Raw genomic sequence first — 15258 nt, forward strand, 5'->3', positions numbered from 1 at the left:
GTGGCTGAACTCAAACTCGGATACAAGGCGTCGGCGGAACAGTTCGCGCCGCGGGAACTGGTCGAGCTGGCCGTGGCGGCCGAAGAGCACGGGATGGACAGCGCGACGGTCAGTGACCACTTCCAGCCGTGGCGCCATGAGGGCGGCCATGCGCCGTTCTCGCTGGCGTGGATGACGGCGGTCGGTGAGCGGACCAAGAACCTCATCCTCGGGACGTCGGTGTTGACGCCGACGTTCCGATACAACCCCGCGGTGATCGCGCAGGCGTTCGCGACGATGGGGTGTCTGTACCCGAACCGGATCTTTCTCGGAGTGGGCACCGGTGAGGCGCTCAACGAGATCGCCACCGGGTACGAGGGCGACTGGCCGGAGTTCAAGGAGCGCTTCGCGCGGCTGCGGGAGTCGGTCAAGCTGATGCGCGAGCTGTGGCTGGGCGATCGGGTCGACTTCGGCGGCGAGTACTACCACACGAAGGGCGCCTCCATCTACGACGTGCCCGAGGGCGGAATCCCGGTGTACATCGCCGCCGGCGGGCCGGTGGTGGCCAAGTACGCCGGCCGCGCGGGTGACGGGTTCATCTGCACCAGCGGAAAGGGGGCGGAACTGTACAAGGACAAGCTGATCCCTGCCGTGAAGGAGGGTGCGGAGGCCGCAGGCCGCAACGCCGACGAGATCGACCGGATGATCGAGATCAAGATCTCCTACGACACCGATCCGGAGCTGGCGCTGGAGAACACCCGGTTCTGGGCGCCGCTGTCGCTGACCGCGGAGCAGAAGCACTCCATCGACGACCCGATCGAGATGGAGAAGGCCGCCGACGAGTTGCCCATCGAGCAGGTCGCCAAGCGCTGGATCGTTGCGTCGGACCCGGACGAGGCCGTCGAGAAGGTGAAGGACTACGTCGACTGGGGGCTCAACCACCTGGTGTTCCACGCCCCGGGCCACGATCAGCGCCGGTTCCTCGAACTGTTCCAGCGCGACCTCGAGCCGCGTCTGCGCCGTCTCGGCTAGGTCTCACGAGAAACCGTAATCACACACCATGATTCGAGTGCCGGCGACGGTTCTCGGCGTGCTTGCATTCGCGTTGGCGTTCGCGGGGCTGGCGTCGCGCTATCTGCCGGTCGACAACGAGATGGTGCTGGTGTTGGCCGCTGCATCGCCCTACCTGACCACAGCGGGTGTCGCGTCGATGGCGCTGTTCGCGGTGGCGCGGCGCTGGGCGGCGACGATCCTGGCCGCGACCCTGTGCGTGGTGATGCTCGCGGTGCTCGCCCCTCGTTATCTCGGGCCCGAGAAGACCGGTGTCCCCGCGGTCGCGTTACGGGTGCTCACTGCAAACCTCGGAATGGGCGGCGCGGACGCGCGGGCGGTGGTGGAGTTGGCGTCATCGACGGCCGACGTCCTCGTCGTACAGGAGATGACTCCGCAAGTGGCAGAGGCCATGTCGGGTGCCGGGCTCGACACGATCTTCGGCCACCGGGTGATCGACCCGCGCCCGATGGCTCATGGGATCGGGGTGTGGAGTCGTCATCCGATCGTGGCGTCGGGCACCGTCGACGGCTATCAGATGCCGATGCTGCGCACTCAGATCCGGGTTCCCGGGGTGAGATTCGACGTCACCGCGCTCGCGGTTCATCTGGCCGCTCCTTGGGTTCAGCCGCTGCGCTGGTTCACCGACGACATCGCGCGATTTCCCGAGACGTTGCGGGCGTTGGCCCATAGCGCCGGCTCCGGCGCCGTTGTCGTGGCCGGCGACCTCAACGCGACCTACGACATGAGTCCCTTCCGGCTGCTGTTGGACGCGGGGTACCGGGACGCGGCCGAACAAGCCGGCGCGGGCCTGGCCCGCAGCTACCCGAGCAGGCCGTGGCTGCCGCCGGTGGTCGGGATCGACCATGTGCTGCTGCGCAATTGCGCGGCCTCATCGGCGTACACCGTTGAAGTGCCGGGGTCCGACCACCGCGGACTCGCGGCCGTCGTCAACATTCCCGCGGACCCGACCGCGAGCTGAAAGTTGCGTCTCACGGAGCCGGGGCGGTCGGCGTCCCGACGTGCGATGGATCGGGAACCCGTCATCACCGGTCGCGCTGGTGATCACGAACAGCTGCGGGCTATCCGAAGCAAGCCAGATGTCCCACGTGTTGAAGGTTCGTAGTTGTCCTAGGCTGACATCCGTGTCTTCGCGCGACCCCGCTTACGCCGTCTACGTCGCATCCCCGGAAGGCGACACCGGTAAATCCACGATCGCGCTCGGCATCCTGCACCGGTTGACCGCCACGGTGGCCAAGGTCGGTGTCTTCCGCCCGATCACCCGGCTCGGTGAGGACAGTGACTACATCCTCGAAATGCTGTTGGACCACACCACGGCGGCTCTGGCCTACGACGATTGCGTGGGCGTCGGCTACGAGCAACTGCACGACGACCCCGACGGCGCACTGGCCGAGATCGTCGACCGCTACCACCGGGTGGCCGACCAGTGCGACGCGGTCCTGATCGTCGGCAGCGACTACACCGACGTCGCCACGCCCAGCGAGTTGTCGACCAACGCACGCATCGCGGCCAACCTCGGCGCTCCGGTCGTGCTGGCGGTCAAGGCCAAGGATCGGCGTCCCGAGGACGTCGCGAACATAGTCGATATCTGCCTCGACGAGATCGCCGCCCAGCATGCGCACACCGCAGCAGTCGTCGCCAACCGCTGTGACCCCGCGCAACTGACCGCGGTGCTCGACGCGTTGAAGGACTTCGAGCCCAAGTGTTACGCGCTGCCGGAGGAGCCGCTGCTGGTCGCCGCGTCGGTCGCCGAACTGCAGCAGGCCGTCGAGGGCGAATTGATCAGTGGCGATCCGGCGCTGCTTTCGCGTGAGGCGATGGATCTGATGGTCGCCGGGATGACGGCCGAACGCGTCCTGGAGCGGCTCAGTGAGGGCGTGGCCGTGATCGCGGCCGGCGACCGATCCGACGTCGTGCTCGCGCTCGCCAGTGCCCATGCCGCCGAAGGCTTCCCGTCGTTGTCCTGCATCATCCTCAATGGCGGGCTGCAACTACATCCCTCGATCTCTGCCCTCGTGTCGGGGCTGGGGCTACGGCTGCCGATCATCGCCACCGAATTCCGGACGTTCGAGACGGCAAGTCGGGTGGCCTCCGCCCGCGGCAGGGTGACGGCGACCTCCATGCGCAAGATCGACACTGCCATCGCGTTGATGGAAACCCACGTCGACATCGCGGACATGCTGGACCAGTTGGCCATCCCGATTCCGCAGGTGGTCACCCCCCAGATGTTCACCTACAAGCTGTTGGAGTGGGCGCGGTCGGACCGTAAGCACATCGTGTTGCCGGAGGGCGACGACGACCGCATCCTGACCGCGGCCGGTCGACTGCTGCACCGCGGCGTCGCCGAGCTGACAATCCTGGGCGAAGAATCTCAGATACGGGCGCGCGCAGCGGAATTGGGTATCGATCTCTCTGACGCCGTCGTTCTCGACCCGCAGACCAGCGACCTGTGCGACAAGTTCGCCGAGCAGTATGCCGAGATGCGCAAGCACAAGGGGGTCACGGTGGAGCAGGCGCGCGAAATCATCCATGACGTCTCCTATTTCGGCACCATGCTGGTGCACAACGAGATCGTCGACGGCATGGTCTCCGGTGCTCGGCACACCACCGCCCATACGGTGCGGCCGGCCTTCGAGATCATCAGGACGCTGCCCGACGTGTCGACGGTCTCCAGCATCTTCCTGATGTGCCTCGCCGATCGAGTGCTGGCGTACGGGGACTGCGCGATCGTGCCGGATCCGACCGCCGAACAGCTGGCCGACATCGCGATCTCGTCGGCGCGCACGGCGGCCAGCTTCGACATCGAGCCACGAGTCGCGATGCTGTCATATTCGACAGGCACCAGCGGATCCGGCGCGGACGTCGAAAAGGTGCGAGAAGCAACCGAATTGGTCATCCAGCGGGAGCCGGACCTGCTGGTCGACGGTCCCATTCAATACGACGCCGCCGTCGACGCCTCCGTGGCCAAGTCCAAGATGCCCGACTCGAAGGTGGCCGGCCGGGCGACAGTCCTGATCTTCCCCGACCTCAACACCGGGAACAACACGTACAAGGCGGTCCAGCGCAGCGCAGGCGCCATCGCGATCGGACCGGTGCTGCAAGGTCTGAAGAAGCCGGTCAACGACCTCTCACGCGGGGCGTTGGTGGAGGACATCGTCAACACCGTGGCGATCACCGCGATCCAGGCGCAGACGCTCTGATGGCTCGCAGCGTTCTGGTTCTCAACTCGGGGTCGTCGTCGCTCAAATACGCCGTCATCGAACCGGATTCGGAGACGATGGTGGTCGACGGCATCGTCGAGCGCATCGGGGAGGGGGAGGTACGCGACCACGCCGAGGCGCTGCAGACTGCGTTCGGCCAGATGGCCGAGGCGGGCCGGGGCCCCGACGCCCTCGATCTCGTCGCCGTCGGGCACCGTGTGGTCCACGGCGGCCCGGATCTGTACGAGCCGACGCTGGTCGACGACGCCCTGGTCGCCAGGATCGACGAGCTGTCTCCTCTTGCCCCGCTGCACAATCCGCCCGCGCTGCTGGGGATCAAGGAGGCGCGCAAGGCGCTGCCCGATCTACCGCATGTCGCAGTGTTCGACACCGCCTTCTTCCACGACCTGCCGGCCGCCGCGGCGACGTACGCGATAGACCGCGACATCGCCGAGCAGTGGCACATCCGTCGTTACGGCTTCCACGGCACCTCGCATCAGTACGTCAGCGAGCAGGCCGCGGCTTTCCTGGGCGTCCCGCTGGATTCGGTGCGCCAGATCGTGCTGCACCTGGGCAACGGCGCATCGGCCTCCGCCATCGTCGGGGGAAGACCGGTGGACACCTCGATGGGGCTGACGCCGATGGAGGGGCTGGTGATGGGAACCCGTTCCGGCGACATCGATCCCGGTCTGATGTTCTATCTGTGGCGCACGGCGAAGATGACAGTCGAGGACATCGAGGAGATGCTCAACCGTCGCTCCGGGGTGCGTGGGCTCGGCGGCGAGGTCGACTTCCGGATGCTGCATCAGCGCATCGAATCCGGAGACGCTTCGGCGCAACTGGCGTACGACGTCTACATCCACCGACTGCGCAAGTACATCGGTGCCTATCTTGCGCTGCTGGGCGGCGCGGACGTCATCACCTTCACTGCCGGAGTGGGGGAGAACGACGCGGCGGTGCGGCGTGACGCGTTGAGTGGCATGGCGCCGTTGGGCATAGAACTCGACGAGGTGCTGAACACCGGCCCCGACAAGAAGGCCCGGCGGATATCGGCCGACCGGTCTCCGACGACGGTGCTAGTTGTTCCCACTGATGAGGAGCTGGCGATCGCCCGCGCTTGCACGAACCTCATCGAGCACTGAGCGCGGCTTCTCGAGCGGGAGTTCCTGGGCGGAGTCGCAGATGGCCAGCAGCCGACGGACCTGCCTGCCACAGCGCACCTGCCAGTCGATGCCGTTCCGCGAGCAGATCACGTTGATGTAGTGCAGCGCGGCGAAGCCGGCGGTGCCGAAGAAGTCGACGAGCCGCAGATCGATCACCAGACGCCGAGTGCCCGCGACCTGACCTTCGACGTAGGTGGCCAGTGCCCGGCTGTTGGTCGCATCGATCTCCCCTTCGACCGTCACGAGGACCGTCGAACCATGCCGGTGGGACGCGGTGAAGCTGGCGCGATGGTGGTGTTCGCACTGATCGAAGGACCGAGGGTCGGGACGGAACACCCGGCAGGTTCCTACAGCGGACACGGTGCACTCCTGTTGTCGAGATGCAATTGAAGCCGCAGAGGCCGTCAGCAATGGCTGGCAGATGCTCAGCCGAGAGTTGGTCTCCAATGACCTCTGCATTTCGGCTGTGACCTCAACCTGTGATGCAGATTACTACGAAATCCGCGGCATGACCATTGAGTGTTACGACATGGGCAAACCCCGTAACGTCGGCGCCTCGCGCTTCGCGATTTGCTGTAAGCGCGACTGAATCCGTAGTTCTCACTCCCGCCGGGGTCACGGTGGTGAGATGGAATTTGCCCCGCTGGCAACGCGTCGAAATCCGCATGCAACCGCCGTCGGCTGGAATGTGCCCATCCGGTGCGACGAAGGAGCACACATGCCGAGTATCTACGAGCAGATCGGCGGCCACGAGGTCCTCGAAGGCGTCGTCGAGGACTTCTACATCCGCGTGCTGGCCGATGACCAGCTGGCCGGTTTCTTCACCGGAACAAACATGGCGCGGCTCAAGGGGCGACAGGTCGAGTTCTTCGCCGCCGCGCTGGGCGGGCCCGAGCCCTACACCGGCGCGCCGATGCGCCAGGTTCACCAGGGCCGCGGAATCACCGTCCACCATTTCAACCTCGTCGCGGGGCATCTGGCCGCGAGCCTGGCCGCTGCGGGGGTGCCTGCGGAGACGGCCGGTCAGATTCTCGAAGCCATCGCCCCGCTAAGCGACGAGATCGGCGGCCACGCCAGCGTCGCCTGACCGTCAGAACGTGCTGGTCGGACGGACGCTGTTGGCCAGATCCACAAGCGCGTAGCGGTGCGCCTGGGTCGGCGCCACCCGCGCGAGGGCGCGTAGTGAGGCCTCCACCCCCAACTGCAATCCGTGCTCGGTGAACGGGAACCCGAGGATGTGATTGGTGCTGGCGGTGTTGTCGGCCAGCCAGTCCATCGCGGTGCCCAGCACCAGCGCACGGATCTGCAACACTCGCGGCTCGGTGTCCGGCAGCGCCTCGACGCGCCGTGCGGCGTCGCGGATCTGTTGTTCGGTGATCTCACTCGACGACCGACCGGACAGCAAAGTGACCGCACTGGTCAACCGCGCCGTCGTGAAGTGCCGGGACATCGCGGGCACCTTGTCGAGGGTCTTCACCGCGGCGTCGCGCTCACCGGCGGCCGACTGCGCGCGGGCCAGGCCGAACCCCGCCGAGATCACCCCGTTGTCAGTGGACCACACCGTGTTGTAGAACTTGCCCGCGTCGGGGGTGCCCGCCAACTCGGCGGTGGCGGCCAAGGCCAGTTTGGGTGCCAGCTCGCCCGGCATGGTGTCGAGCACCTCGGTGAAATGCTTTGTCGCCGAGTCGTAACCGGCGGTCAGCAGCTCGGACACGGCCTTGAACCAGACGAGCCGCCATGGCCAGCCCACCCGCTCGGTGAGGTCGTCGAGCTTGCGCGTGGCCTTGGCCACGTCGCCGAGGTCGAGCAGCGCGCGCACTTCCATCAGCGGCAGTTCGACCGAGTCCGACAGGTCGATGCCTTCGGAGTCCAGCGCCCCGTGCCTGGCCGCGCGCAGCTGGTCGAGGGTCTGTACGGGCTGGCTCACCACGCTGGCCGACAGCACAGGCGCACCGACGTCGGTCGGGTCGACCAGGGGTACGGGGAGAGCCCTGACGATCTCCTGGGCGGTCAGCCGTTCGGAGTGCACCTGCCCGTCGAGGTAGACGTCGGTGTGGGCGACCAGAAGATCGATGCCGAACGTGGACCGCGTGGGCGAAAACACCGTGGACAGACCGGGTTTGGGGGACCCGGTGTCCTTCGCCACGACTTCGCGCAGCACGCCGAGCAGCTGTCCGGACATCTCGTCGGCGCTGCCGAACCGCCGCCGAGGGTCCGGGTCGATCGCCCGGCGCAGCGCCCGGCCGAACGAGTCGTACTCGGCCAGGACCGGATCGTCCTCGGGCAACCCGTGGACGTAGCGGCCCCTGCGGGTGCGCAGATTCAGCGTCAGCGCCGCGAGCGTGCGCCCGACGGTGTAGATGTCGGTGGCCACCGTCGGCCCCGTCCGCACGATCTCGGGAGCCTGGTATCCCGGGGTTCCGTAGAGATAGCCGAAGGAGTTGATGGTCGACACCGCACCGAGGTCGATCAGCTTGAGCTGTTCCTCGGTGATCATGATGTTCTCGGGCTTGAGGTCGTTGTAGGTCAGGCCGAGCGAGTGCAGATAACCAAGCGCAGGCAGGATTTCGAGCATGTACCCGATGGCCTGGGCCACCGGCAGCTTCTCACCCTTGGCCTGTTTGAGCGACGTGCCGCCGACGTACTCCATCACGATGTAACCGACGGGGTTGCCGTGCTGGTCGGCATGCTCGACGAAGTTGTAGATCTTCACGATCCCGGGATGGGTGACCTCGGCCAGGAACTGGCGCTCGGCCATCGCGATCTTCTGCGCCTCGGCGTCACCGGAATGCACCAGACCCTTGAGCACGACCGGCCGTTCGTTGACGTTGTGGTCGAAAGCCAGATAGACCCAGCCAAGGCCGCCGTGCGCGATACAGCCCTTGATCTCGTACTGGTCGGCGACCATGTCACCCGGATTCAGTTGTGGCAGAAACGAATACGGACTCCCACAGTGCGGGCACCAACCTTCCGACCGGGCGGGCTTGCCATCGCTGGAACGGCCGACGGGGCGCCCGCAGTTCCAACAGAACCGCTTGTTCTCCGCAACCACCGGGTTGGTCATCAGCGCTTCGAGCGGGTCCTTGGCCCGCACCCGCGGGATCTCGACCAGCCCACCGCCCAGGCGGCGCGTCCGCGACAAGGCTCGCGTCGTAGTGGTGGTCTGCTCCTGCGGCTCGGTGTCCCCGGTGCCCACCGACTCGTCGTCGTCGTCGAGGTGGGGCCGGAACACCGCCTCGGTCGCCATCGGGCGGATGGTCGAGGCCGAATCCATGCCCATGTCGTCGAAGCTCGCCGGCTGGGTGCCCGGGCCCTCGTCGTCGTAATCGTCCAGCTGGGTCTCGGCCATCAGTCGGAATACCTCGCGACCGGAGGAGCCGGCGCCGGCCCGAGCACCGTCAACCATTTGCGGTACAACGTGTTCCAGGTGCCGTCGCGGCGGATCCGCTCCAGCGTGCCGTTGACGTACCGGACCAGGCCGGTGTTCTGCCGGTTGACCCCGATGCCGTAGGGCTCCTCGTTGAGGCTCGGTCCGACGATGTGCAGGTACGGATCCTGTGACACCAGACCGGCGAGGATCGAGTCGTCGGTGCTGACGGCGTCGACCTGCCGCTGCTGCACCGCCACCAGGCAGTCGGCCCACGCGACCACCCCGACGATGATCGGCGGCGGCGTGATCTGGCGGATCCGCTCGAGCGATGTCGTGCCCTTCGCGACGCAGACACGGCGTCCCGAAAGGTCCGACGCCTGCCGGATCGTCGAGTCGCGCGGCGCCAGGATGCGTTGATTGGCGGTCAGATACGTCGTCGAGAACCCGATCAGCTTCTTGCGTTCGCACGTGATGGTCATGGTCTTGACGACGACGTCGACCTGATTGTTCTGCAACGCCGCGATGCGGTCCGCCGACGACAGGATGCGGTACTCCACCTGCGACGGGGTTCCGAATATGTCGCGGGCGATCTCACCGGCGATGTCGACGTCGAACCCGGTGATCTGCCCGGTGATCGGGTCCCGGAACGAGAACAGGTTGCTGCCGATGTCCAGCCCGACGATCAGCCGCCCGCGCGCTCGGATGTTCGCGACGGCCCTGTCGGCCTCGGCCCGGTTGGTGAACGGGCGAAGGCTCGCCGTGCGCTCACAGTCCTCGGTGTCGTCGCCGGGCGGCTGCACCGGTTGCGGCGGCAACTCCTCCATACCTGCCGGCGTGGGTGGTGGAAGCGTCACAGCCGGTGTGGGGATCACCGACGTCGCCTGCCCGCACCCGGTGAGCACCAGCGCGGCGGCGACGAGGATGCCGAAGAATTTGGTCACCGGCTGTCTGTTCTTCGCGCAAGCGCTCATCACCGGTACTCACTCAGCCTCGGCCACAACCCCAGCGCCACCGCGACCGCCGCGACGACGCTGAGCACAGCGGCGCCGACGGTCGCACCCGACAGCACCCGGTGTGCGTTGATGATGTCGTCGCGGAGTTGCTTACGGCTCTCTTCGATGCCCTGGCTCAACGCCTCGTCGAGCTTGTTGAACGCCGGCGTCGAGTCGTCTGCCCCGGTGCCCAGCGCCACCTGCGTGGCGGCCTGATAGTTGCCGACGCTGATGTAGGCGTTGATCCGATCGTCGGCGGCGCGCCAGCGCTTCAGCAGCTGCTCGGCCTCGCCGAGGTCGGTCTTGTCGATGGCGTCCTCGCGGGCCAGGTAATCGGCAAGCTGCTGCTGCATCATGTCGATGCGCTGGTAGTACGACTGTTTGCGCACCGTCTCGTCGCCGCGCCGGATCAACGACAGTGTCTCGTCGGCGCGGGCCTGCTGCGCGGTGATGGCCAGGTTGGTCACCGTCTTCAACGACTCGGCGGCCGTGTCCTTGGCGCTGCGACTGTCCGAGGTCGAGATGACCAGGGCCGTGCCCACCCAGATCAGCATGGTCAGAACCGCGAGACCGCCCGCGACGAAGCCGATGTTGATCCGCCTGCGCGTGCGCCTGGCCAGCCAACGGTTGGCGAACACCCCGAACAGCAGGGTCGCCAGGACCACCAGGATGACCGGGCCGGGGATGCGGGTGGACGCGCTGGTCTCGGCGTCCACTCGCTGTGAGGTCTCCTCGTAAAGCCGTTGGGCCCCGGGCAGGATCTGCGTCTGCATCAACGCCGACGCTTCCGACAGGTACGACGAACCCACCGGGTTGCCCGAACGGTTGTTGGTGCGGGCGGTCTCGACCAAGCCCGTGTATACCGACAACTCGGCGTTGATGCGGCCGAGCAACTGCACCAGATCCTCGTCGGTGAGCCCGCTCGACGCCCGAGTCACGGCCACCGACGCGTCCGTGATCGCCTGTTCGTACCGTTGCCGGACGTCGCGCGGTTCCGCTCCGGCGATGAAGGCGGTGGCCGCCGCGGCGTCGGCCACCGAAAGCGTGGTGTAGAGCTGCCCGGCGGCGAAGGAGAGCGGCTCGGTGTGGTTGAGCACGGTCATCAGCGCCTGCTGCCGGTCGTTGATCGTCGTCGAGGTGGCGAACGCGCTGGCGATGACGAGCGCGGACAGCACGACCCCGATGGTCAGGATGCGGCCGGGCGTGGTCCACAGGAACCACCAGCGTTGTTGTGCGGGCGTCGACGGCGACCGCGACGCGAGCGGCTCCGTCGACGGGTGCGCCAACTCCACAGTCACGTGCGCGCGGACCTCATCAGCATCGCTTTCCAGCTCGTCGTTTTCGACCGGTCCCACTCTATGAAAGAAGTCTAAGAGTTTCCGGCAGGCAGGGCGGCCCTATTGTTGAGGCGTGCGTGGCGACGGTGACGGATGGGTGGTTTCCCAAGGCCAGGCCTACTGGGGCAGGTACGGCGCGGCCGGCCTGTTGCTGCGGGCCCCCGGGCGCGACGGCGCGCCGGTGGTGCTGCTCCAACACCGGGCGGCCTGGAGCCATCAGGGCGACACCTGGGGTCTACCGGGCGGGGCGCGCGACAGCCACGAGACCCCGGAGCAGGCGGCCATCCGGGAGGCCCACGAGGAAGCGGGGCTGCCCGCCGAGCAGTTGACCGTGCGCAAGGTGGTGGAGACCAAGATCGTCGCGGGCGACGGGGTCAGCTGGAGCTACAGCACGGTCATCGCCGACGCCCAGGAGATGCTGCACACCGTGCCGAACCGGGAGAGCGCCGAGTTGCGTTGGGTGGCCGTCGACGACGTCGCGAAGCTGCCCCTGCACCCTGGCTTCGCCGCCAGCTGGCAGCGGTTGCGCGACGAGTTCGCCTCGATCCCTCTCCTGGTCAACCGGCACCTCTGAGCGCGGCCTTCAACTCTGCGGCCGCGGCCCGCGGGTCCTCGGCCGCGGTGATCGCCCGCACCACGACGACGCGCCGCGCGCCGGCCGCCAGCACCTGCGGTAACCGGTCGGTGTCGATTCCGCCGATCGCGAACCACGGCTTGTCGCTGTTCAATTCGGCGGTGTGCCGGACCAGATCCAGGCCGGGCGCCGGGCGGCCCGGCTTGGTCGGGGTGGGCCAGCACGGGCCGACGCAGAAATAGTCGACGGCCTCCTCGACCGCCGCCGCGACCTGATCCGCGTCGTGGGTGGAGCGCCCGATCACCGGCGCCTCACCGACGATGCCGCGCGCCACCGCCAGCGGAAGGTCGTCCTGGCCCAGATGAAGCACGTCGGCGCCGGCGGCCAGCGCGATGTCGGCGCGGTCGTTGACGGCCAGCAGCGCGCCGTGGCGGCGGGCCGCGTCGGCGAGCACCTCGAGCGCCTCGAGTTCCTGACGCGCCTCCAAGGGGCCCAACCGCTGTTCGCCGGGCGAACCCTTGTCGCGCAGTTGGATGAGGTCGACCCCGCCGGCGAGGGCGGCGTCGGCGAACTCCGCGAGGTCACCGCGCTCGCGCCGGGCGTCAGTGCACAGGTACAGCGACGCGCTGGCCAGGCGTTCTCGAGGTTCGTGCACACCGCGACGCTAGCGGCTCGTCGTTGGGGGCCTAACCAGCGGGTACTGTGGGTTGACGAACGCGGGAGTCCCGGGAGCGGGGACTGAGAGTGGGCATTCGAACCTGCCTTTACCGTCGCACCTGATCCGGGTCATGCCGGCGAAGGGAGGGATGTTGACCAACGCAAGCCTGGCCGTGATCGGCGGCGGCGTCATCGGGCTGGCCGTCGCCCGGCGCGCCCGCAGCGACGGCTGGGACGTGCGGGTGCACCGCACCGACGATCGCGGTGCGTCGTGGGTCGCAGGCGGCATGCTCGCACCCCACAGCGAGGGCTGGCCCGGCGAGGAGAAGCTGTTGCAGCTCGGCCTGGAGTCGCTGCACCTGTGGCACGGCGGCTTCCTCGACGGGCTGCCCGACGAGGTGGTCACCGCCCGCGAATCAATGGTGGTCGCCGTCGACCGCGCCGACGCGAGCGACCTCAAGACGGTGGGCGAGTGGCTTGCGGCTCAAGGGCATCCGGTAACGGCGACGACGTCGGCGCGCGACATAGAACCGCTTCTGGCCCAGGGCATCCGGCACGGATTCCGGGCTGAAACCGAACTGGCCGTTGACAATCGGCTGCTGGTGCGAGCGTTGGCCGTGCTGTGCGAAGGGCTCGGCGTGCAGTGGGCGCCCCCCGTCTCCGACCTCACCGAGGTGCAGGCCGACGCCGTGGTGATCGCGAACGGTATCGACGCCCCGACGCTGTGGCCCGGCCTGCCGATCCGGCCGGTCAAGGGTGAGGTGTTGCGATTGCGGTGGCGCCGCGGGTGCATGCCGGTGCCCCAGCGGGTCATTCGGGCCAGGGTGCACGGCAGGCAGGTATACCTGGTACCACGGGCCGACGGGGTCGTCGTCGGCGCTACGCAGTACGAGCACGGCCGCGACACCGCGCCCGCGGTGACGGGGGTGCGGGAACTGCTCGATGACGCCTGCGCGGTGATGCCCTCGCTGGGCGAATACGAACTCGCCGAATGCGCTGCGGGTCTGCGGCCGATGACGCCGGATGGATTACCGCTCGTCGAACGCCTCGACGAGCGCACACTGGTCGCGGCGGGCCACGGGCGCAACGGATTTCTTCTCGCCCCATGGACGGCCGAACGGATCGCGGCCGAACTCGATGTCACGATTGGAGCAATCAAATGAAGGTACTGGTCAACGACGAAGCGGTGGAAGTGGACGCCTCGACGACGGTCGCCGCGCTGCTGGCGCGTCTCGGCTTTCCGGAGAAGGGCATCGCCGTCGCGGTGGACTGGTCGGTGCTGCCGAAATCGGACTGGGACACCGCGCTGTCGGACGGTGCTCGCGTGGAGGTGGTGACGGCGGTGCAGGGTGGCTAGGCCCGACACCCTTCGCGCGAGCGGAGCATCGGTCACGAAGTTGACCATCGCCGGCCGCGAGTTCGGCTCGCGGCTCATCCTCGGCACCGGAGGCGCGGCCAATCTCGCCGTGCTCGAAGAAGCGCTTGTCGCATCGGGCACCGAGCTCACGACGGTGGCGATGCGGCGCGTCGACGCCGACGGCGGCACCGGCGTGCTCGAGCTGCTCAACCGGCTGGGTATCACGCCCTTGCCGAACACCGCGGGCTGCCGGGGCGCGGCCGAGGCGGTGATGACGGCGCAACTCGCCCGCGAGGCGTTGCACACCGACTGGGTGAAGCTGGAAGTCATCGCCGACGAGCGCACGCTGCTGCCCGATGCCGTCGAACTGGTAAGGGCGGCCGAACAATTGGTCGATGACGGTTTCACGGTCCTGCCGTACACCAACGACGATCCGGTGCTCGCGCGACGGCTCGAGGACATCGGGTGCGCGGCGGTGATGCCGCTGGGATCGCCGATCGGAACGGGACTGGGAATCGCCAACCCGCACAACATCGAGATGATCGTCGACGCCGCTTCGGTGCCGGTGGTGCTCGATGCGGGCATCGGCACCGCGAGTGACGCCGCGATGGCGATGGAGTTGGGGTGTGACGCCGTGCTTTTGGCCACTGCCGTGACACGCGCCGCCGACCCCCCGACCATGGCAGCGGCGATGGCGGCTGCGGTCACAGCGGGCCGTCTGGCTCGTAAGGCCGGCCGCATTCCGAAGCGGTTCTGGGCGCAGGCGTCCAGCCCGGCTCGATGAGTCGGTATGTCGCACTGGGTAGTTCGATGGCGGCGGGTCCCGGGATCCGGCCTCGCGCCGATGGTGCGCCCTGGGCCGCGGGCCGGTCAGCGCGCAACTATCCGCATCTGGTAGCCGCGACGCTGGGTCTCGACCTCGTCGACGTGACGTACTCCGGCGCGACCACCGCGAACGTCCTGTCGGATCCGCAACACGGTGCGCCGCCGCAGATTTCGGCTCTGACCGGATCCGAAGAGCTGGTGACGGTGACCATCGGCGGCAACGACGTAGGCTATGTGCCGATGCTGTTCGCGGCGGGCCTGCCACGCTTTGCCCGCAAGCTCCCGCTGCTGGGGACGGTGCTGCGCGGGCAACTGGATCCGCGGGCGCGCGATGACGCGCTCACGCAGGTCGCTGTGGCGCTCGAGGAGGTCGGCCGGACGGTGCGTGCCCGCTCACCTCGCGCGACGGTGCTGTTCGTCGACTACCTCACGCTGCTACCGCCGCCGGGCTTGCCCGCACCACCGTTGTCCGACACCGACGTGGCGACCGGACGCCACGTCGCCGACACGCTGGCGCGGCTGACCGCGGAGGCGGCCGCAGCCACCGGCTGCGGTCTCGTGCAGGCCGCCGAGCGCAGCGCCGCGCATCATGCGTGGTCGGCCGAACCGTGGACGACCCGGTTCGGGCTGACCGACTTGGTGAGACCGGGAAGGCCCGCACCCCTGCACCCCAATGCGGCGGGCATGCGCGCCGTGGCCGACCTCATCGTCGCGCAGCTGACGGGTTAGCGCC

15 protein-coding genes and 1 riboswitch are annotated in these 15258 nt (G+C 67.9%); of the genes, 10 read left to right on the top strand and 5 right to left on the bottom strand.

Annotated elements, in window-relative coordinates; all coding sequences use genetic code 11:
• The 4 genes from fgd (at nt 1) to A5759_RS18815 (ending at nt 5392) form a co-directional block, all read left to right on the top strand.
• Nucleotides 1–1011, top strand: a complete 1011-nt coding sequence (gene fgd, locus A5759_RS18800; RefSeq protein WP_068200291.1) for a glucose-6-phosphate dehydrogenase (coenzyme-F420) — start codon at nt 1–3, stop codon at nt 1009–1011.
• Nucleotides 1012–1039: 28 nt separating this feature from the next.
• On the top strand, nt 1040–2011 hold the full coding sequence (locus tag A5759_RS18805; RefSeq protein WP_068200293.1) for an endonuclease/exonuclease/phosphatase family protein: 972 nt from the start codon (nt 1040–1042) through the stop codon (nt 2009–2011).
• 163 nt (nt 2012–2174) lie between these two features.
• Entirely contained in the window at nt 2175–4250 is a 2076-nt protein-coding gene (gene pta / locus A5759_RS18810) for a phosphate acetyltransferase (protein WP_231984695.1), read from the top strand.
• Nucleotides 4250–5392: an acetate kinase gene (locus A5759_RS18815; RefSeq protein ID WP_064399795.1), complete on the top strand. Its 1143-nt coding sequence runs from the start codon at nt 4250–4252 to the stop codon at nt 5390–5392. Before pta ends, A5759_RS18815 begins: the two co-directional genes overlap by 1 nt.
• Here the strand turns inward: A5759_RS18815 and A5759_RS18820 are convergent.
• Nucleotides 5327–5773, bottom strand: coding sequence for an STAS domain-containing protein (locus A5759_RS18820; protein WP_064399794.1), 447 nt, complete (start codon nt 5771–5773; stop codon nt 5327–5329). The genes A5759_RS18815 and A5759_RS18820 overlap by 66 nt on opposite strands.
• 358 nt (nt 5774–6131) lie before the next feature.
• Here A5759_RS18820 and A5759_RS18825 point away from each other — a divergent pair, with 358 nt between their 5' ends.
• A complete protein-coding gene (locus A5759_RS18825) occupies nt 6132–6500 on the top strand; it encodes a group 1 truncated hemoglobin (protein ID WP_068200295.1) in 369 nt (122 codons plus the stop codon).
• A 3-nt stretch (nt 6501–6503) separates the two neighbouring features.
• On the opposite strand, the gene A5759_RS18830 is transcribed toward A5759_RS18825, so the two are convergent.
• The 3 genes from A5759_RS18830 to glnX are packed head-to-tail and all read right to left on the bottom strand — an operon-like array spanning nt 6504 to nt 11073.
• Nucleotides 6504–8762: a serine/threonine-protein kinase PknG gene (locus A5759_RS18830; RefSeq protein WP_068200298.1), complete on the bottom strand. Its 2259-nt coding sequence runs from the start codon at nt 8760–8762 to the stop codon at nt 6504–6506.
• On the bottom strand, nt 8762–9754 hold the full coding sequence (locus tag A5759_RS18835; RefSeq protein ID WP_068200301.1) for a glutamate ABC transporter substrate-binding protein: 993 nt from the start codon (nt 9752–9754) through the stop codon (nt 8762–8764). Before A5759_RS18835 ends, A5759_RS18830 begins: the two co-directional genes overlap by 1 nt.
• On the bottom strand, nt 9754–11073 hold the full coding sequence (glnX, locus tag A5759_RS18840) for a protein kinase G-activating protein GlnX (RefSeq protein ID WP_068200629.1): 1320 nt from the start codon (nt 11071–11073) through the stop codon (nt 9754–9756). Before glnX ends, A5759_RS18835 begins: the two co-directional genes overlap by 1 nt.
• 112 nt (nt 11074–11185) lie before the next feature.
• On the opposite strand from glnX, the gene A5759_RS18845 reads away from it, so the two are divergent.
• Nucleotides 11186–11686, top strand: a complete 501-nt coding sequence (locus A5759_RS18845; RefSeq protein WP_068200304.1) for an NUDIX hydrolase — start codon at nt 11186–11188, stop codon at nt 11684–11686.
• Here A5759_RS18845 and thiE read toward each other — a convergent pair.
• Nucleotides 11670–12341, bottom strand: a complete 672-nt coding sequence (gene thiE / locus A5759_RS18850) for a thiamine phosphate synthase (protein ID WP_068200307.1) — start codon at nt 12339–12341, stop codon at nt 11670–11672. The two genes, A5759_RS18845 and thiE, sit on opposite strands and share 17 nt — an antisense overlap.
• Nucleotides 12342–12392: 51 nt before the next feature.
• A riboswitch (TPP riboswitch) is annotated at nt 12393–12507 on the top strand.
• On the opposite strand from thiE, the gene thiO reads away from it, so the two are divergent.
• The 4 genes from thiO to A5759_RS18870 all read left to right on the top strand — a co-directional run bounded on the left by thiO (nt 12493) and on the right by A5759_RS18870 (nt 15254).
• The gene (thiO, locus tag A5759_RS18855) at nt 12493–13506 is read left to right on the top strand and encodes a glycine oxidase ThiO (RefSeq protein ID WP_068200309.1); all 1014 of its coding nucleotides are present in this window, start codon (nt 12493–12495) and stop codon (nt 13504–13506) included. Its footprint overlaps the riboswitch before it by 15 nt.
• Nucleotides 13503–13700 (top strand): sulfur carrier protein ThiS, encoded by a 198-nt coding sequence (gene thiS / locus A5759_RS18860; protein WP_064399789.1) that lies wholly within the window; start codon nt 13503–13505, stop codon nt 13698–13700. Before thiO ends, thiS begins: the two co-directional genes overlap by 4 nt.
• Nucleotides 13693–14484 (top strand): thiazole synthase, encoded by a 792-nt coding sequence (locus A5759_RS18865; protein ID WP_068200311.1) that lies wholly within the window; start codon nt 13693–13695, stop codon nt 14482–14484. The genes thiS and A5759_RS18865 overlap by 8 nt, the downstream gene beginning before the upstream one ends.
• Nucleotides 14481–15254 (top strand): SGNH/GDSL hydrolase family protein, encoded by a 774-nt coding sequence (locus A5759_RS18870; protein WP_068200314.1) that lies wholly within the window; start codon nt 14481–14483, stop codon nt 15252–15254. The genes A5759_RS18865 and A5759_RS18870 overlap by 4 nt, the downstream gene beginning before the upstream one ends.
• The last annotated feature ends 4 nt before the right edge of the window (nt 15255–15258 follow it).

This window comes from Mycobacterium sp. 852014-52144_SCH5372336 (assembly GCF_001665615.1).
Classification (GTDB): Bacteria; Actinomycetota; Actinomycetes; order Mycobacteriales; family Mycobacteriaceae; genus Mycobacterium; species Mycobacterium neumannii_A.

Coding starts and splice junctions, on each gene's coding strand:
- A5759_RS18835 (WP_068200301.1), bottom strand. CDS start 9,754: ATGAGCGCTTGCGCGAAGAACAGACAGCCGGTGACCAAATTCTTCGGC.
- A5759_RS18805 (WP_068200293.1), top strand. CDS start 1,040: ATGATTCGAGTGCCGGCGACGGTTCTCGGCGTGCTTGCATTCGCGTTG.
- thiO (WP_068200309.1), top strand. CDS start 12,493: ATGTTGACCAACGCAAGCCTGGCCGTGATCGGCGGCGGCGTCATCGGG.
- A5759_RS18815 (WP_064399795.1), top strand. CDS start 4,250: ATGGCTCGCAGCGTTCTGGTTCTCAACTCGGGGTCGTCGTCGCTCAAA.
- A5759_RS18830 (WP_068200298.1), bottom strand. CDS start 8,762: ATGGCCGAGACCCAGCTGGACGATTACGACGACGAGGGCCCGGGCACC.
- A5759_RS18825 (WP_068200295.1), top strand. CDS start 6,132: ATGCCGAGTATCTACGAGCAGATCGGCGGCCACGAGGTCCTCGAAGGC.
- thiS (WP_064399789.1), top strand. CDS start 13,503: ATGAAGGTACTGGTCAACGACGAAGCGGTGGAAGTGGACGCCTCGACG.
- A5759_RS18870 (WP_068200314.1), top strand. CDS start 14,481: ATGAGTCGGTATGTCGCACTGGGTAGTTCGATGGCGGCGGGTCCCGGG.